The organism is Bacillus sp. JS, from assembly GCF_000259365.1.
GTDB lineage: Bacteria > Bacillota > Bacilli > Bacillales > Bacillaceae > Bacillus > Bacillus stercoris.
The window spans coordinates 3,471,397-3,490,298 of sequence record NC_017743.1 but is presented as its reverse complement, the minus strand read 5'-3'; the positions used below and the strand labels follow the sequence as shown (position 1 = coordinate 3,490,298).

At 44.8% G+C, this 18,902-nt stretch carries 14 protein-coding genes; 9 read left to right on the top strand and 5 right to left on the bottom strand.

From position 1 onward, the window contains the following. Window positions 1–49 precede the first annotated feature (49 nt). Entirely contained in the window at window positions 50–2,545 is a 2,496-nt protein-coding gene (locus tag MY9_RS17710; protein ID WP_014665533.1) for a PEP/pyruvate-binding domain-containing protein, read from the bottom strand. A 428-nt stretch (window positions 2,546–2,973) separates the two neighbouring features. Between MY9_RS17710 and MY9_RS17705 the strand changes: the two genes are divergently transcribed. The 4 genes from MY9_RS17705 (at window position 2,974) to hag (ending at window position 9,414) form a co-directional block, all read left to right on the top strand. Then, a complete protein-coding gene (locus tag MY9_RS17705; RefSeq protein WP_003228053.1) occupies window positions 2,974–3,204 on the top strand; it encodes a CsbA family protein in 231 nt (76 codons plus the stop codon). Window positions 3,205–3,389: 185 nt separating this feature from the next. Continuing rightward, window positions 3,390–5,375 carry an excinuclease ABC subunit UvrB gene (gene uvrB, locus MY9_RS17700; RefSeq protein WP_014665530.1) on the top strand — a complete coding sequence of 662 codons (1,986 nt, stop codon included), beginning with the start codon at window positions 3,390–3,392 and terminating at the stop codon, window positions 5,373–5,375. 7 nt (window positions 5,376–5,382) lie between these two features. Continuing rightward, window positions 5,383–8,256, top strand: a complete 2,874-nt coding sequence (uvrA, locus tag MY9_RS17695; protein WP_014665529.1) for an excinuclease ABC subunit UvrA — start codon at window positions 5,383–5,385, stop codon at window positions 8,254–8,256. Between the two features lie 336 nt (window positions 8,257–8,592). Further along, a complete protein-coding gene (gene hag / locus MY9_RS17690; protein WP_014665528.1) occupies window positions 8,593–9,414 on the top strand; it encodes a flagellin Hag in 822 nt (273 codons plus the stop codon). 199 nt (window positions 9,415–9,613) lie between these two features. Here the strand turns inward: hag and MY9_RS17685 are convergent, their stop codons facing one another. Beyond that, window positions 9,614–9,844 (bottom strand): hypothetical protein, encoded by a 231-nt coding sequence (locus MY9_RS17685; RefSeq protein WP_014665527.1) that lies wholly within the window; start codon window positions 9,842–9,844, stop codon window positions 9,614–9,616. Window positions 9,845–10,061: 217 nt separating this feature from the next. Between MY9_RS17685 and yvlA the strand changes: the two genes are divergently transcribed. From yvlA to MY9_RS17660, 5 genes are all read left to right on the top strand, one after another. Further along, window positions 10,062–10,388 carry a protein YvlA gene (yvlA, locus tag MY9_RS17680; protein ID WP_014665526.1) on the top strand — a complete coding sequence of 109 codons (327 nt, stop codon included), beginning with the start codon at window positions 10,062–10,064 and terminating at the stop codon, window positions 10,386–10,388. 24 nt (window positions 10,389–10,412) lie between these two features. Beyond that, window positions 10,413–11,510 carry a DUF4097 family beta strand repeat-containing protein gene (locus MY9_RS17675; protein ID WP_014665525.1) on the top strand — a complete coding sequence of 366 codons (1,098 nt, stop codon included), beginning with the start codon at window positions 10,413–10,415 and terminating at the stop codon, window positions 11,508–11,510. Window positions 11,511–11,514: 4 nt separating this feature from the next. After that, window positions 11,515–11,712, top strand: a complete 198-nt coding sequence (locus MY9_RS17670; protein WP_014665524.1) for a PspC domain-containing protein — start codon at window positions 11,515–11,517, stop codon at window positions 11,710–11,712. Window position 11,713: 1 nt separating this feature from the next. Further along, entirely contained in the window at window positions 11,714–12,073 is a 360-nt protein-coding gene (locus MY9_RS17665; RefSeq protein WP_003228066.1) for a phage holin family protein, read from the top strand. Window positions 12,074–12,236: 163 nt separating this feature from the next. Then, window positions 12,237–16,106, top strand: a complete 3,870-nt coding sequence (locus MY9_RS17660; protein ID WP_014665523.1) for a metallophosphoesterase — start codon at window positions 12,237–12,239, stop codon at window positions 16,104–16,106. Between the two features lie 19 nt (window positions 16,107–16,125). On the opposite strand, the gene nagR is transcribed toward MY9_RS17660, so the two are convergent. The 3 genes from nagR to nagA are packed head-to-tail and all read right to left on the bottom strand — an operon-like array spanning window position 16,126 to window position 18,790. Next, on the bottom strand, window positions 16,126–16,857 hold the full coding sequence (nagR, locus tag MY9_RS17655; protein ID WP_014665522.1) for an N-acetylglucosamine utilization transcriptional regulator NagR: 732 nt from the start codon (window positions 16,855–16,857) through the stop codon (window positions 16,126–16,128). A gap of 17 nt (window positions 16,858–16,874) precedes the next feature. Beyond that, the gene (gene nagB, locus MY9_RS17650; protein ID WP_014665521.1) at window positions 16,875–17,603 is read right to left on the bottom strand and encodes a glucosamine-6-phosphate deaminase; all 729 of its coding nucleotides are present in this window, start codon (window positions 17,601–17,603) and stop codon (window positions 16,875–16,877) included. Continuing rightward, the gene (nagA, locus tag MY9_RS17645; RefSeq protein WP_014665520.1) at window positions 17,600–18,790 is read right to left on the bottom strand and encodes an N-acetylglucosamine-6-phosphate deacetylase; all 1,191 of its coding nucleotides are present in this window, start codon (window positions 18,788–18,790) and stop codon (window positions 17,600–17,602) included. Before nagA ends, nagB begins: the two co-directional genes overlap by 4 nt. Window positions 18,791–18,902: the final 112 nt, after the last annotated feature.

The following is an 18,902-nucleotide window of genomic DNA, read 5'->3' as shown; positions in this document are numbered from 1 at the left end:
GCAGGACAAGTATACACCCGCCCCGCTTGTATAAGAAAGAGGGGACGCATCAGGACCGGCTGACAACTGTGATTTTGCCGCTGCTTCCGTCAACCGTGATGATGTCTCCGTCTCGCAGTCTTTCTGTTGCCGTGCGTGTGCCGAGAACGGCTGGAATGCCGTATTCACGGGCAATAATCGCAGCGTGAGACAAAATGCCGCCTGTGTCTGTAATAACCGCTTTGGCATCTTGAAACAGGCTGGTCCACAGCGGTGTGGTCATCTTGCAAACAAGTATGTCCCCAGGCGCGAATTGAGAAAATTCATTGGCGTCCCGAATGATCTTCACCGGACCTGTCGCAATGCCGCTTGATGCCGCAATGCCAAAAATATGATTCTCTGTGTTTTTTTCATCCTCTATCACAGCGCCGACGATTTCTTCAGCAGCTTTTAGCTGTTCTTTTGTCGGAGTGCCGAGATAGGCAGGGGCTTGGGCCAGCTCATACTCATGAAAGGTCTGCCTGCGTTTTTCAGCCTTCTCTTGCAGGGATACAGGGTGAAGAAGCGCGTGTTCCACTTCATCGTCATATAAGAACCAAAGATCCTCACGATCTTGAATAACACCGTTTTCCGCCAGCAATTCACCTACCTTCAGCAAAAAGATTCTCGCCTTGGCATCCAGCATGGCGTCAATATAAAAGTGGTGATCATCTTTTATATTTGCAGCGTTCAGCGTCCATTGATAAAGGCGGTCAAATTCTGTGCGTAAATCGGGATCTTCTATGTTTTCCAAGAATTCATTGTATAATTTCTCTCGTTTTTCTTTCGTTTTCTGAAATTCATTGTCAAAGTGATAGCCATTACGGACATAATTTTGAATATTGGCCAGAGCAAAATACGGATTTTCCGCCCAGATTTGTTCAATCAGATCATGACTTTTAACAGATCTCCATCCGTATTCTTGCAAGAATTCATGGATGTTCTTCAGGAAGCGTCTTCCCTCATCTGTTTGTTCCAATTTTTCCTGGAGCTGTTCAGGCTTGTTGTTTTCAAAAATGGCCATAAGGTGCGGGTTCTCCTGAACTTCAACGGAAAAAAGCCATAGGCAGCGGTCAGTTTCCAGTGATTTGTTCATTTTTCCTGTCAGCATCTCGTAAAAATGAGCGTTTTCGGACTCTCCTTGAATGTCCTGATACATCGCTTGCAGTTTGTTTGTTAAAAGGATTTGCGGGAAAACGATATTGAAGTGCTCTTCATAAGCCGTGAGATAAAAGGCCTTTAGTTGTCGAAAAGCATCCAGTGCGCTTTCTGCAGTATGCTCAGTTTGTGCGAGCTGGTCCAGTGTCCGGTAAAAAGGAAGATAGGTGTGATTGATGATGTCATACATACGCTCCGATAAAATTGGGAAAAGCTCTTTGCCACAGTCTTCAGAAGGAGGCTGTTGCCCTCCTTGGTTTTTGGAATAAATATGTCCGCGATAAAGTTTTACTTCATCAACAACTACACCAATTGGGAACTTTTGCATGCTCTTCTTTAAGCCATATTCCAATGCCGGCACGATGAAGGATGAAAATAACGGACTCACCGGACCTTCAATATTAGACTCCATGTTAAGCCAGAAGTCATTCATATCAGCGTCGGTAATCATGAAGCTGCGTTTTTCTTCTGCCGCTTTTTTGTCCTGTTCAATGGTTGTAATCGGGCGAGCTTGCAGAAGGTATATTTGACGATCAGCTATTCCAAATTCTATATCAACAGGATACCCGTACAGGTCTTCAGTTTTTTTTGTGATTTCAGCCAAATCAATCACTTGTTCATCTGTAAGGCAAAAACGGCTGCGCATGTCTTCACTCGTTTCCTTTTCAGCAATTCCTTCTGCCGCAGACTCCATGTAGATTTCTTTTGCCCCTATTTCTTTCTGAATCTCAAACGAAGATTTATGAACAATGAACGTGTCTGGGGTAACACTTCCTGAAACGACAGCTTCACCCAGCCCGTAGCTGGCGCTGATTAAAAGCTCTCTATCATCATGGGTAACAGGGTTGCGGCTGAAAATAACACCTGACACTTCTGAATCGATCAGCCCCTGAACGACCACTCCCATTAACGGCTCTGTAATTTGATTGTTCATTTTTTTCTTATAGCTGCTGACCCGACCTGAAAAAAATGAGGCCCAGCACTCTTTCACTTTAGCCAGAAACTCTTCCTCTGTTTTGATATTTAAGTAGGTTTCATACTGACCCGCGAATGAGGCGCCTTCTAAATCTTCCGAAGCAGATGAAGAACGCACGGCTACGGATCGATATGATTCTCTAAGCTGATAAAAAGAACTAGTCAGCTCATTTTTCAGCTCTTCCGAAAATGTCCCGGAAATGATCCCGCTTTCGACGCTCTTGTTAGTCTCTTGAAGCTGGTTGTCCTCCATAAAACGTGCGAGCGCGTTCGTTTGAATAATAAACCCGTCCGGAACAGGAAGACCGTGTTTGGTCAATTTAATCAAATTCATTCCTTTTGCTCCAGCCAGCTGGCTGGACTCTTCTGCCTGGCGAAATAAAACAGAATACATAGTTGAAACCCCTCTCTCCTTCATTTTATTTTTCTCTCTAGTCTTTTTATGGCGGAGCCTGTGTTTAAAAATGATAGTAAACACTATCATTCCATTGTAGGTTTTCAGGAAAATGCTGTCAAACGCAGAAAGTCCTAAATAAAATGAATAGTTAAGTTAGTTAGATTATCATGAAATATACGGATGAACTGGTGCTGTATACCTATTTTCTTTTATTCTAGGAATCTGGCGGCGGACTTGATGATGTAATAGAAAAAGTGCCGCTGTGTGGGACAGCAGCACAATGTCCGGCACCAAAATGCAAATATGGTGATTGATTTTGGATGAAAAGGGGTATGGTGTAGGAGAGGGAGCGAATGCATGATTGTCCGATTCTTCATTTTTTACTATAATCAGATCAGATGAAGAATCCCTGAGGAGGGTTTTTGTTGATTACAAAAGCCGTTTTTGCATTGTTTTTCCCTTTTATGCTTGTCGTTCTATTTACTAGAGTCACTTTTAATCATTATGTGGCGATCGCTCTAACAGCTGCATTGCTGTTTGCCTCTTATTTAAAAGGCTATACAGAAACGTATTTTATTGTAGGATTGGATGTTGTATCACTTGTGGCTGGCGGACTGTATATGGCCAAAAAAGCTGCAGAGAAAAAAGAAGAATAAATCGGACATAATGAATATAAAGACCGAATACCTGCTTTTACGTTTAAAAAGCAGGTTTTTTATACACAAAAACAGCTGGAAATAAAAAACCACCGAACTTTAGTTCGTATTTTTAGTGATTTTGCTTTCCATTGTGTTACTATATCTATAGGAAGATTTCGTTAAAGAAACGGAGGCTTATTTTTGTGAAAGATCGCTTTGAGTTAGTCTCGAAATATCAGCCCCAGGGAGATCAGCCGAAAGCCATTGAAAAGCTTGTAAAAGGAATTCAGGAGGGCAAGAAGCATCAGACTCTGCTGGGTGCGACAGGAACTGGGAAAACATTTACGGTGTCCAATTTGATTAAAGAAGTCAATAAGCCGACTCTCGTGATTGCCCATAACAAAACCCTGGCTGGACAGCTTTACAGTGAGTTCAAGGAATTTTTTCCGAACAATGCTGTCGAGTACTTTGTCAGTTACTATGATTATTATCAGCCGGAGGCGTATGTGCCTCAAACGGATACATTTATAGAGAAAGACGCTAGTATTAATGATGAAATTGATAAACTGAGACACTCCGCCACATCGTCTCTGTTTGAGCGTAGAGATGTCATTATTATTGCGAGTGTGTCTTGTATATACGGCCTCGGTTCGCCTGAGGAATACCGGGAAATGGTCGTGTCATTGCGGAGTGAAATGGAAATTGAGCGCAACGAGCTGCTCAGAAAACTTGTAGATATCCAATATGCCCGCAACGATATCGACTTTCAGCGCGGCACATTTCGTGTGCGCGGGGATGTAGTGGAAATCTTCCCGGCATCCCGTGATGAGCATTGTATCAGAGTTGAATTTTTCGGTGACGAAATTGAACGGATTCGGGAAGTGGATGCGCTGACAGGAGAAATTCTCGGCGACCGTGACCATGTTGCGATTTTCCCGGCGTCCCACTTCGTAACGCGGGCTGAGAAAATGGAGAAAGCGATTCAAAATATCGAGAAAGAGCTTGAGGAACAGCTGAAGGTTATGCACGAAAACGGCAAGCTGCTTGAAGCGCAGCGTTTAGAGCAGCGGACAAGATATGATCTTGAAATGATGCGTGAAATGGGTTTCTGCTCCGGCATTGAGAACTATTCAAGACATTTGACGCTGCGTCCTCCAGGTTCAACGCCGTATACGCTGCTTGATTATTTCCCAGACGACTTTATGATCGTAGTGGATGAGTCGCATGTGACCATTCCTCAGGTGCGCGGCATGTTTAACGGAGACCAGGCGCGGAAACAGGTGCTCGTGGATCACGGCTTCCGGCTTCCATCAGCGCTTGATAACCGTCCGCTTCGTTTTGAGGAATTTGAAAAGCATATGCACAATATCGTGTATGTATCAGCAACACCAGGGCCGTACGAGATTGAACATACAGATGAAATGGTCGAACAGATCATTCGTCCGACGGGGCTTCTTGACCCGCTTATCGACGTTCGTCCAATCGAAGGCCAGATTGACGACTTGATCGGCGAAATTCAAGCAAGAATCGAGCGGGATGAACGGGTGCTGGTGACAACCTTGACGAAGAAGATGTCAGAGGATCTGACCGATTATTTAAAGGAAATCGGCATTAAAGTAAACTATCTGCATTCTGAGATTAAGACGCTTGAACGGATTGAAATTATCCGCGACCTGCGCCTTGGCAAGTACGATGTGCTTGTCGGCATCAACCTGCTGAGGGAAGGCCTGGACATTCCCGAAGTATCCTTAGTTGCGATTTTGGATGCGGATAAGGAAGGCTTCCTTCGTTCGGAGCGTTCGCTGATCCAGACCATCGGGCGAGCAGCGAGAAATGCGGAAGGCCGCGTCATTATGTACGCCGATAAAATAACGAAGTCTATGGAAATTGCGATTAATGAAACAAAACGACGCCGCGAGCAGCAGGAGCGGTTTAACGAAGAGCACGGCATTACGCCGAAAACGATAAATAAAGAAATTCGCGATGTCATTCGTGCCACAGTAGCAGCTGAGGATAAAGCGGAATACAAAGCAAAAGCCGCGCCGAAGCTGTCGAAAATGACGAAGAAAGAACGCCAGAAAGTCGTTGAACAGATGGAGCATGAAATGAAGGAAGCCGCCAAGGCGCTTGACTTTGAAAGAGCCGCGGAGCTTCGCGATTTACTTTTAGAGCTAAAAGCGGAAGGATGATGAACAAATGGCTATGGATCGGATAGAGGTGAAGGGAGCCAGGGCGCATAACCTGAAAAATATAGATGTAACGATTCCGAGAGATCAGCTTGTCGTTGTCACGGGTTTGTCCGGATCAGGTAAATCCTCCCTTGCCTTTGACACGATATATGCTGAAGGACAGAGACGGTATGTCGAGTCGCTGTCTGCTTATGCCCGCCAGTTTTTAGGGCAAATGGATAAGCCTGATGTTGATGCAATTGAGGGACTGTCTCCCGCCATCAGTATCGATCAGAAAACAACGAGCCGCAATCCGAGGTCTACTGTCGGTACGGTAACGGAGATTTATGATTATCTGCGTCTTTTATATGCGAGAGTAGGGAAGCCTCATTGCCCGGAGCACGGAATTGAGATTACATCCCAGACCATCGAGCAGATGGTGGACAGAATTCTGGAATATCCGGAACGGACGAAGCTTCAGGTACTTGCGCCGATTGTATCCGGCAGAAAGGGCGCCCATGTTAAGGTGCTTGACCAGATTAGAAAACAAGGCTATGTCAGAGTCAGAATTGACGGCGAGATGGCTGAGCTTTCCGACGATATCGAATTAGAAAAGAATAAGAAGCATTCCATTGAAGTTGTCATTGACCGGATTGTGGTGAAAGAAGGCGTGGCAGCCCGTCTGTCAGATTCATTGGAAACGGCGCTCCGTTTAGGTGAAGGACGGGTTATGATTGATGTCATCGGTGAGGAAGAGCTGATGTTCAGCGAGCATCATGCCTGTCCGCACTGTGGATTTTCAATTGGTGAGCTTGAGCCGCGCCTGTTTTCGTTTAACAGTCCGTTCGGGGCGTGTCCGACGTGTGACGGTCTCGGAATGAAGCTTGAAGTGGATGCCGACCTTGTCATCCCCAATCAAGATTTGTCATTGAAGGAGAATGCGGTCGCCCCTTGGACACCGATCAGTTCACAATATTATCCTCAGCTGCTTGAGGCAGTCTGCACCCACTACGGGATTGATATGGACGTGCCGGTCAAAGATCTGCCGAAGCATCAATTGGATAAAGTGCTGTACGGCAGCGGAGACGACCTGATTTATTTCCGATATGAAAATGATTTTGGACAAATCCGTGAAGGTGAAATTCAATTTGAAGGCGTATTGCGCAACATTGAAAGACGCTATAAGGAGACAAGCTCTGATTTTATCCGTGAACAAATGGAGCAGTATATGTCTCAGAAGTCTTGTCCGACGTGCAAAGGCTATCGGTTAAAGAAAGAGGCGCTTGCCGTATTGGTTGACGGACGCCACATCGGAAAAATTACCGAGCAGTCTGTATCCGATGCACTCGCCTTTTTCAAAGGCCTTACCCTTTCTGAGAAGGATATGCAGATCGCCAATTTGATTTTGCGCGAAATTGTGGAGCGCTTAAGCTTTCTGGATAAAGTGGGCCTCGATTACCTGACATTGAGCAGGGCAGCGGGAACGCTGTCCGGTGGAGAGGCACAGCGCATCAGGCTGGCGACTCAAATTGGCTCGCGCTTATCCGGTGTGCTTTATATTTTAGATGAACCGTCTATCGGTCTGCATCAGCGTGATAACGACCGCTTGATCAGCGCACTGAAAAATATGAGAGACCTCGGGAACACACTGATTGTTGTCGAACATGATGAAGACACGATGATGGCAGCGGATTATTTAATAGATATTGGACCGGGTGCCGGCATTCACGGCGGACAGGTGACATCTGCAGGTACGCCGGAAGAAGTGATGGAAGATCCAAACTCATTAACTGGCAGCTATTTATCAGGGAAAAAGTTTATCCCATTGCCTCCTGAAAGAAGAAAGCCGGACGGACGTTACATTGAAATGAAAGGCGCTTCAGAAAACAACCTGAAAAAAGTGAATGCCAAGTTCCCGCTTGGGACGTTTACAGCAGTTACAGGTGTTTCCGGTTCAGGAAAGAGTACACTCGTTAATGAAATTTTGCATAAGGCGCTGGCGCAAAAGCTTCATAAAGCGAAAGCGAAGCCCGGCAGCCATAAAGAGATAAAAGGTTTGGACCATTTAGACAAAGTCATCGACATTGACCAGGCGCCAATCGGTAGAACGCCGAGATCCAACCCTGCGACATACACCGGTGTGTTTGATGACATTCGCGATGTATTTGCGCAGACAAATGAAGCGAAGGTCCGCGGCTATAAAAAAGGCCGTTTCAGCTTTAACGTGAAGGGCGGGCGATGTGAAGCCTGCCGCGGAGACGGGATTATTAAAATTGAAATGCACTTCCTTCCTGACGTATACGTTCCATGCGAGGTATGTCACGGCAAACGCTATAATCGGGAAACGCTTGAAGTGACGTACAAAGGAAAAAGCATCTCTGATGTGCTTGATATGACGGTTGAAGATGCTCTTTCTTTCTTTGAAAATATCCCGAAAATCAAGCGCAAGCTTCAAACCCTATATGATGTTGGTTTAGGTTATATTACGCTCGGCCAGCCGGCGACGACCTTGTCGGGCGGAGAAGCGCAGCGCGTGAAGCTCGCATCAGAGCTGCACAAACGCTCGACCGGACGCACGCTCTACATTTTAGATGAGCCGACGACAGGTTTGCATGTCGACGATATCGCCAGACTTCTTGTCGTGCTGCAACGGTTGGTAGACAACGGAGACACTGTACTGGTTATTGAGCACAACCTTGATATCATTAAGACGGCCGATTACATTGTGGATTTGGGCCCGGAAGGTGGAGCCGGAGGCGGAACCATTGTCGCGTCAGGAACGCCTGAGGAAATCACCGAAGTGGAAGAATCGTATACAGGCCGTTATTTGAAGCCTGTTATGGAGCGTGACAAAAAACGCATGAAATCGCTCTTGGAAGCGAAAGAAACGGCTACATCTTAAAAAACTTTATTAAGAGAGAACAGCTTGTCAGCAAGTCCATCCAGGGGCTTAGCAGGCAAGCTTTTTCTTTACTGCATAATAGGTTTAGAATCGTCTTTGGGTAAAATTTCTTTGGGAAAACGCCTAAACATTTACAAATTGCTGTCGATATATGAATTGAAAGGCGGATGAAGATTTCCAAATCAAGAAGACAAACCCTATTAAGGGGTTTAAAGGCATCTTAATCAATAACTGAATCTACATAGGTTAGAAGCTTTATTGGAATCTCATACGCCAGAAATCAAAGAAAAGGAAGTCTTTGATTTCAGAATAAATATACATGGAGGTAATTTACACATGAGAATTAACCACAATATCGCAGCACTTAACACACTGAACCGTTTGTCTTCAAACAACGGTGCGAGCCAAAAGAACATGGAGAAACTGTCTTCAGGCCTTCGCATCAACCGTGCGGGAGATGACGCAGCGGGTCTTGCGATCTCTGAAAAAATGAGAGGACAAATCAGAGGTCTTGAAATGGCTTCTAAAAACTCTCAAGATGGAATCTCTCTTATCCAAACAGCTGAGGGTGCATTGACTGAAACTCATGCGATCCTTCAACGTATGCGTGAACTTACTGTTCAAGCTGGTAACACAGGTACGCAGCAAACTGAAGATTTAACTGCAATTAAAGATGAAATGGATGCTTTAACTGAAGAGATCGATGGAATTTCTCAACGTACTGAATTTAACGGAAAAAAACTTTTAGACGGTAGTGAAACAGCAGGATTTACATTCCAAATTGGTGCAAATGCTGGCCAAAATATTAATGTTACAATTGGTAACATGGATGCAACAACTTTAGGAGTAAAAGGTATCGATGTTTCAGCGGAAGATTTTAGTTTTGACACTGAGATTGTTAAAATCGATAGTGCAATTACAAGTGTTTCAAACCAACGCGCTAAACTTGGTGCGGTACAAAACCGTCTAGAGCACACAATCAACAACCTTGGTGCTTCTTCTGAAAACCTTACAGCTGCTGAGTCTCGTATCCGTGACGTTGACATGGCGAAAGAAATGAGCGATTTCACTAAGAACAACATTCTTTCTCAAGCTTCTCAAGCGATGCTTGCTCAAGCAAACCAACAGCCACAAAACGTACTTCAATTGTTACGTTAATTTCTGAAAAGCTATCTCTTTCTGATAGTTACAGCTTGCCGACAGAGTCCATTTACTGGATGTGCCGGCAGGCTTTTTTTGTTACAATCATGGTGTGACAGCTAGGGAATCACTTGTTTTTTCAAAACAAAAAAGGCAAGATATTGTCATCTAACCTTTAGCTTTGTTTCAGTTATCATAAATGAAATGTTTTCCGCAATTATAAAGTCTTCTTATACAGCTGCTTACTTACACTCATTAAATCTTGAACAATATGCGTGTTGCTGCTATCGAGGAGCACTTTTATATATTGGATATCGTGAGAGATCGGGAAGGGACCGTGAATCTGTTCAAGCTCGGCGATCATTTCACGATTCATTCTTTTTTGTTCATGAATCAGCTTTAACACGGATTCTTGTGTTACTGTATAGTCACTGGTATCTTTCTCCATTGCTTGTCCAGCCTCCTTGGTTGCCGTAAGCTTTTTACATATTGTAATCGGTATAGCCGGAAGATTCTACTTCTAAAACTTTTTAAAATCCAATTTCCGTAAATCGGAGCATGTCTAAAGAATGAATTTGAAACCTGAAGAGATTTTAAACGTATAAATAAGTAAAACGTCCCTGATCTTTTGTCATGGACAATTCACAATAGGAGTGTGGAATGAATTGAACCGTAATCAAGCTATTATTGCATCACTTTGTTACTTCAGTGTGTTCATTGCGCCAATCATTGTGCCGATTGTCGCTTATTTTGTAGTAAATGAGAAAGAAACAAAACGCCATGCGATACGTTCTCTTATTTCTCACATTGTTCCGTTTGTCGGCTGGCTGTTCCTTTTTATTGCTTTACTTGGCGGAGCTATTGCGATTGATGGAGACAGCCTTCTTCCCGTATTTGTAATCATTGGGGGAGCGGTTATTTATTTCTTGGTTGTCATTGGCATTATCATTTGGAATGTGATTCAGGGCATTAAGGTCCTGCGTGCAGCATAAGTAGACAATGGGGAGGAGATCGTAATGAAGCAAGAAAAGGAACGAATCCTTAAGCTTGTTGAGGAAGGGAAGCTTACCGCACAAGAGGCTTTGACACTGATTGAAAAGCTTGACAGCGACTATAAGGAAAAAGAAGAGAAAATCACAGCGCTCTCAGTTCACGTTCATGACGAGGAAGAGCCATTTACAACGGCAAAAAAAGAGAACGGCAAGCCGTCTTTAGGAGCCAAGCTATTTGACTGGATTGATTCTGCTGTGAAAAAGGTCAAGGAAGTTGACCTTGATTTAAACTTCGGCCATGCATATGATGTTCAGCACATTTTTCAATTTAAAGATACTGACTTTTCCAGTGTTGAGCTGCAAATTGCCAATGGCAGCGTGAATATCGTCCCTTGGGAAGATGAGGATATCAGAGCGGAATGCCAGGCAAAGGTATATCGCGCTGACAGCCAAGATGCGGCAAGACATGCATTTCTTCAGCATATTGAATGCGAAATCAAAGGAAGTAAGTTTTTTATCCGTACTGAGAAAAAGACGATGAAAACGAATGTCACTTTGTATATTCCTCAAAAGGAGTATGATAAGATTCGGGTGAAGCTGTTTAATGGACCGATCAGAGGGGAACATTTACATGTAAAAGAGTTCTCAGCGAAAACGACAAACGGCGTGCTGTCGTTCTCACATTTAACAGCTGAAAAAGCCATTGCTGAAACGGCCAACGGGCAAATTAAGCTCGCCAGCCACAGCTGCGGAACGATAGAAGCGGAAACCATTAACGGATTGATCGATCTCCGAGGGAAAAGCGAATCCATTGACGTTCAAAGCTTTAACGGAAATATTGCGATTAACGTCACAGAATCAGACTGCCGCTCCATTTATGCAAAAACAACGACTGGGAGTGTGGAGCTTGCGATTCCAGACGATCTCGCAGTGAAGGCAGAGCTGAAAAGCAATCTTGGTTCGCTGTCCCATGAATTAATGGATGTTGAGATGCTGAAGGAAAAAAATGAAACCATTCAAAAAGAAATGATGTTCACTTCAAATCAGGCACATGATCAAAACATCACCGTCTTCTCAGAATCATTAACAGGCGCCATCAAACTAAAGTACTCACAGAGGTGATCGAATGAATAAGCTTTATCGCTCAGAAAAAGACAAGAAAATCGCTGGTGTCATTGGAGGTCTCGCGGAATATTTCAATTGGGATGCATCACTCCTCAGAGTCATAACTGTCATCTTAGCAATTATGACAAGTGTCTTACCGGTTTTGCTCATTTATATCATTTGGATTTTTATCGTCCCGTCAGAAAGGGATATGAAATGACATGGTAAAATGGGCAGTCAGCATTTTAGTCAATGCATTGTTATTAATCGTCATTGATGGATATATTGACTCCATCCATATCAGCAGCATTGGGGCAGCGATTATCGCCAGCCTCATTTTATCGATCTTAAACGTGCTGATTAAACCGCTTTTAATTATTTTTACACTGCCGGTCACCATGGTGACGCTTGGGCTCTTCTTGTTTGTGATTAACGCCATCACGCTGATGATGACTGCGTCTATCATGGGTGACAGTTTTCAAATCGACGGCTTCGGCACAGCGATATGGGCATCCGTTATCCTGTCGGTATTTCATTTATTGATTCAAAAAGGCATTTTAGAGCCGCTTAGAAAAAAATAAAAAAAGCTGCCTGCAAAGGCAGCTTTTTTACATGTTCTGCAGCCTTCTTAAAAAATTGTGAAGTAATCGCTTTTTGTTGCTTTGTTAGATTGGACATTGTTTAAAAATGAACTCATAAGCTTCCCTGTTCAGACGCAAAATACATGAAAAGGGAGGTGTTTTGGTGAGGAAATACACAGTTATCGCTTCTGTACTATTGTCTTTTCTTTCCGTTTTGTCTGGCGGCCATCATGAATCGAAAGTTTTTCCTGTTATACAGCAGGAACCATTTCAAACGCCTCATTACATACCTTTGCTTGAAAATCCTCCTCCAATTGATGTGAAAGCTGAAATGAGAAGCAACCTAATGATTGAGGCCCAAGTTCGCGACAATTCGTATCAAGCATTTTCCGCCTTTCTTTTTTACAAACAAAGTAATGAGCTGGGCTACAAAATGGTGCCGATGGATCCGACACCCGGAGCGGTCCGCAAGTTTTTGGCGCAAATTCCGAAACGTTTGATTTGGAACAGCGAGCTTGAGTATTACATTGTGATGTCGAATGGGAAGCAGCGGGTGGAGTCGGAGACGCAGAAACTGAAGCTTGAAGGATACCAGGCTGACCTTGCGCATATTCCAGAGCTTCTGATCACAGAGCTGGCGGTTGATACGAAGAACATAGGACGTGCAGACGGTTATGAATTTATTGAGATTTATAATACGACTGACAGAACGATTGATTTTAAAGACTACCATATCCGTTACCGCTACCCAAAAGAAGGGCCTGACTCCGATTTGATTTGGAGACCTGATGAAAAGATCTTGATACCATCCGGCGAAACGTTTGTCATCTGGCTGAAGCCTGCCGGGCATCCAGAATTGACGCCGGAGGATTTCAATCGGTATTATCAGACACAATTAATAGAAGGAAAAAATCTCGCGGTGATAGACGAGACAGAGGGTATGGCCAATACGAGGCCGCGGGCGGTTGTGATATCAACGAATACAGGAAAGGATATTTCGGCAGCGCATTATCGGAAACATGCGCTGCGCCGGCTGTCATCTGTGCTTTACAAGTATCCGCTAAACGGAACTGCAGAACTTTTGAACATTTCAATCGGGGAAAAAAATCCGTCTCCCGGAACCGTATTACAGGCACAGGTACCCGAGCAGAAACGGAAAATCAAGCTGGATAAAGAAAAGCCGGTTATTGAGGATTTGACTGACCGCAAGCCTGTCCGCCCTGCTGAAAGCATTGAGCTGCGGGCTGACATACGGGATCGCAGTCTGGTGAAAACAGCAGCTTTTTACTACCGGACGGATGAAAACAAACCGTTTAAGCGAATTCTTGCTGAAAAAGACCGCAACGATAATCTTTACCATTATATTGTGTATTCACCTGAACTGATTGGGAAGGATCAGCTTGAGTATTACGTGGCGGCCGGGGACGGGATGAATGAAGCAAGAACACCTGTTAAAATGATTGATATTAAACAAACAAGCAAGTCGCACGGTTTGCGGATGAACATTGAAAACAGAGACACGCTGTCGGGAACTCAGTTCCTCAAAGCCACGACAGACGGGCGGACTGACAGCATTAAGCTATGGATTGACGGAAAAAAACAAGTGACAGAGCCCGCGATGGAGAAAGAAGTGTATTTTGCGTTTGATACGAGGAAAACGAATCTTTATTTTAAAAACGCGGTAACGATGGAAGGCAAAGTATTAAAAGTGTTCGATGATACGACAAATAAATACCGCACCTATTCTGTTCCATTGCCGGAGACGCTGCTGCGCAAAGGGAAGCAGCTGCAGCGTATTACAATACGATCGGGTTCAAAGGTGTCACCGTTTGATACGGCTGAAAACCGTGATGACTTCTTAGTCAAAAACGCCCGATTGGTGTTATCAGATGGAACGGTGATCAGGGATGAGAGGGTTTCCCCTGAGAAGGAACTCTTGATTGGCGATAATCAGCGCTCGAGTAAAAGCTGGCAATTCCAATTCAATCTGCCTGACGGGCTGTTTACATCACAGCTGCTAGAGTGGGAAACATCAAAGCTTTCTGAAGGCGCTCACCATATTCAAGCAAGCAACGGCAAGGAAAATGTCAGCCTGGTTGTAAGGGTAGATAATTCAGGGCCTCACATTGAGCCGAATATTATCGAGGGGCAAACATATAAAGGAAACCTTATCCTGCAGGCGGATATGTATGATAAATGGAGCAAAATTGAGGAAGCGGAAGCGTTTTTAGATGGGGAAAGCATTACACTCCCATATCATACGTCATCCTCTGAACTTTTGCCGGGAAAACATTCACTAAAAGTGACGGCAACGGATCTTGCGGGCAATAAAACCGTTATTGAGAGGACGTTTAAAATTGAACGAGAGCATCCGGACCAGCCGGAGGTGATAGACACCGAAGCTGACACGCATAAGGCCAAGCTTTCTGTGCGGGTGAAGGATCCGACGAATGATGCCATGGATGTTGGTTTTTATAGGGGATTTCAATATACAGCGCGGAATCATGTGAAAATATTTAAGCACGCGTCACTGACTGAACCGCCGAAAAGCTTTGTGCCGGAAAGTGAGACTCCGTTTACGAATAAAGAATTGGAGCTGGTATCTGCTGCTGATGGAAAAACAGTATCGACAGAAAAGAAAGAGCTTTTCCCTTATCATCGCTTTGAAGTGACTGTTGATCAATCCGTGGATGAGAATGATTTGGCGGAAGCAGTTTGGAAGGGCAGTTCTTTGCCGGGGAGAAAGGTGACGATGTATGCCTGGAATTATCGGACAAATGAATGGCAGCCCGTTGACAGCTTTGTCGCGAAGGATGACAAACCATTTACGCTGAAAGCGTCTGTGATCGCCTCCGATTTTGTACGGGAGTCGAAAATGAACGTGATTGTACAGGATGAAATTCCTCCTGCGAAGGATATGTACACATTTGTCTGGATGTCTGATACACAGTATTACGCCGAAAGCTATCCGCATATTTTTGATAAACAGACCGAATGGATAAAAGATAATCAAAAGCAGCTCAATATCAAATATGTGTTCCACACAGGTGATATTGTAGATGATTCTGCCGATATCAGACAGTGGAAAAACGCTGATCGGTCAATGTCCGTTCTGGATAAGAGCGGAATTCCATACGGCGTGCTGGCCGGTAATCACGATGTCGGGCATAAGGATGGTTCCTACAGAGCGTTTGGCAAATATTTTGGCAGCCATCGTTTTGATAAAAAATTGCATTACGGCGGTTCTTATAAAAACAACCGCGGGCATTATGACCTGATTTCGAGCAACGGCAACGATTATATCATGCTTTACATGGGATGGGGCATTACGGATGAAGACATCGCGTGGATGAATCAGGTGCTGAAGAAGCACCCTGACCGGATGGCCATTTTAGCTTTTCATGAGTATTTGCTGGTCAGCGGAAACAGAAGCCCAATCGGAGAGAAAATATTCAAAGAAATCGTAAAGCCGAACCCTAATGTTGTGATGGTGTTGAGCGGGCATTATCATAGTGCGATGAGAAAAACAGATGAGCTGGATGATGATGGTGATGGAAAACCGGATCGTCTTGTGCATCAAATGCTGGCCGATTATCAGGGCGGGCCAGAAGGCGGGCAAGGGTATTTGCGTTTGCTTCAATTTGACCAGGCCAATGACATGGTGCACGTATCGACGTACTCTCCGTATGTAAAGGATAAGAATTACTATGATACGGATACCTATGGCAACAAGGATGAATTTTCCCTTTCGCTTGATTTGAAGCCAAGAATCAAAAAGGTGGAAACCGATTATTTTGAATGTAACGTATATACCAATGAAGAGCTCGGAAAACGAGAGCAAGTGAAGAGCGGGGATACAGCTGAATTCCACTGGGATCATCTTGAACCGCAGTCTGTTTATTATTGGTACATTATCGTGGAAGACAGTTTTAACGGCAAAACGAAATCACCGATCTGGAAGTTCAAGACGAAAAAAGAGACATATCGTCCGGCACCAGACCAGTTTGATTTTCGCCATGTCTCCAATCCTTGAAAAGGGTTGGAGGCTTTTTTTATGAAAGACGATCCATATAGTGGACAAATGTATAACGGTCGCCTCTGTATACGGATTTTGCATGCTCAAAAGCAGTTCCGTTCTGCAGATATGTTGTTCGTTTAATTAATAGGACAGGCGCTCCCTTTTGGATACCAAGAATGTGTGCTTCTTCCGAGGTGGCAGCACTTGGTTCAAGCTCCTGTTTGGCACGGGCAATCGGTATGTTGTTGTACCTTTCAATATGCTCGTAAATCGACGACTGAAAATGCGATTTATTTAATTCACCCGCAAGCTCAAACGGAATATGTGAGGACTCAATCGCCATCGGAATATCATTTGCCAGCCGCACCCGAGTGATTTTATGGATAGAGGAGGGGTGCCCGCAGCCTAATATAGCCGCGAGCTCCTCAGTTGAATCAATAAGCTGATAATCAATGAGCTTGCTGCCCGGTGTCATTCCGCGGCTTTTCATATCCTCGGTAAAGCTTGTCAGTCCTTGGAGGGCTTGTTCCATTTTTGGCTTGCTGACAAAGGTGCCCCGCCCTTTCAGGCGATAGAGCAAGCCTTCATTAACTAAATTAGAAAGCGCCTGGCGAACCGTCATCCGGCTGATCCCGAATTGTTCGGCATATTCGCGCTCAGAAGGAAGAGGCATGTTCGGCTGCAGCTCTCCGCTCTTAATTTGGTTTTTTAGTTGCTCCATAATCTGATAATAAATCGGAATAGGCGATTGTTTATTGATATGCATAAGTCAGCATGTTCCTTTCAAGGTCTTAATGACGCGGCTTCACGATCAATCAAAACCGTAACATCGGAATGCAGGTGCAAAGCAGATGCGGGAAACTCTTCGCTTATGTTTCCTTCTAACAGCTTACTTACAGCTTCCGCTTTGCTTTTCCCAGAAATAAGCAGCAGAATGCGCTTGCTTGAGAGTATCGTTTGAATTCCCATTGTCAGTGCTTTTTTCGGCACGCTGTCTATGGAAGGAAAATATCTGGCATTCGCTTGGCGGGTTTGCTCATTTAATGTCACAACATGAGTTCGCGACTTGAAGGACGTTCCCGGTTCGTTAAAGCCGATGTGTCCGTTTCGCCCGATGCCGAGTAGCTGTATGTCAGTGCCGCCCAGGGATTCGACTAGCTGTTCATACCGTCGGCATTCGGCTTCCAAATCGTCTGCATTTCCATTTGGAATAAAATGCCGGTTAGGCTTGCTGTTGATATGCTGAAAAAAACGGTCGTTCATATAGAAGTGATAGCTGTTCGGATCGTTGTTTGAAAGTCCGGCGTACTCATCCAAATTAACTGTAGTGACGTTTTGAAATGAGAGATTCTCAGTTTGGTGCAGGCGGATCAGCTCGCGATATGTGCCTTCCGGCGTGCCGCCTGTCGCTAAACCGAGAACGGCATCAGGCTTATCTTTGATTGTAGCTGCTGTTATTCTGGCTGCTTTTTGGCTTAGCTCTTCATACGTTTGACATTCCATTACTTTCATATCTGGTCAGCCTCCTTGGATATAAATGCAATGTTTCCGCGGCAAATGGTGAGAATCACCTCACAATCACTGCTGACAATCACCAGATCTGCATCTTTTCCCACTGCCACACTGCCTTTTCGGTCAAAGATGCCTAGCTGTTTGGCCGCGTTTGCAGAAGTTATATTAGCTATATCCATCCAAGAGCAATTTGTAAACTCACGCATATGCCGTGCGCCTTCGTTCATTTTGAGGATCGAACCGGCAAGGGTTCCGTCTGAAAGAAGAGCTGTTCGTCCTCTTACCGTCACACTTTGGCCGCCGAACTCATATACGCCGTCCTTCAGTCCTTTTGCCCTCATGGAATCAGTGATTAAAATGAGCTTGCTGCTGCCTTTTGCCAGAAAAGCAAGCTTTGCCGCTAAAGGATGGGAGTGGATGCCATCGGCGATAAGCTCTGTCACAAATCCATCGTGAGCCAGCGCCGTTCCAATTACTCCGGGCTCTCGGTGATGAAACGGGCTCATCGCGTTGTACAGATGGGTCATATGGGTCGCGCCTGCTTTGGCGGCCTCCGACAGCAATGCGGAATCGGCATCTGTGTGCCCCATGGACGCAATAATCGATTCGTCTTTCAAATGGCGGATCAGTTCAAAATACTGATCCTCCTCCGGCGCAAGTGTAACAATTTTGATCAGTCCGCCCGCCTCCTGCTGCCACTTTTTGAACAGCGCAACATCAGTAGGCCTGATCCACTCTTTTGGCTGGGCTCCGGCTCTTTTAGGTGAAACAAAGGGACCCTCTAAATGAATGCCGAGCAGTTCCGCACCTAATAAGGAGGACTCTTCAGCCGCTTTCCACTCTCTTGCATTCACCAGCGCTTGAGAAATGTTCCCATGCTCTTGGGTAATCGTTGTGGCTAAAAAGCTCGTCGTGCCTTCTTCGGGCAGTCTTGACGACATGATGTCGAGCGTGGAAAAGCTTGCATCCATCGTATCCGCTCCATAGCCCCCGTGGATATGAATGTCAATCATGCCGGGAAGCAAAACGGAATCCGCGGGTGCTTGAATCTCTTTTGAATATGGCTCCTTGGGCCGTTCTGTTGATACTGTGCTGATTTTTCCGTCATTGATTCCGACATAGCCGTTTTTGATTACTTCATTTTCTGTCACGATCGCAATGTCTTTGATAAGAAGACTCTCTGCCATAGATGATCCGCCTTTCTGGAATTTGAATACCTTTATTTTACTCTTTTTCAGACTAGTGATCTAGACCAGCTGAGGTGTTTTCCCCCCTTTTATAAAATCTGTTTTAGGTTCA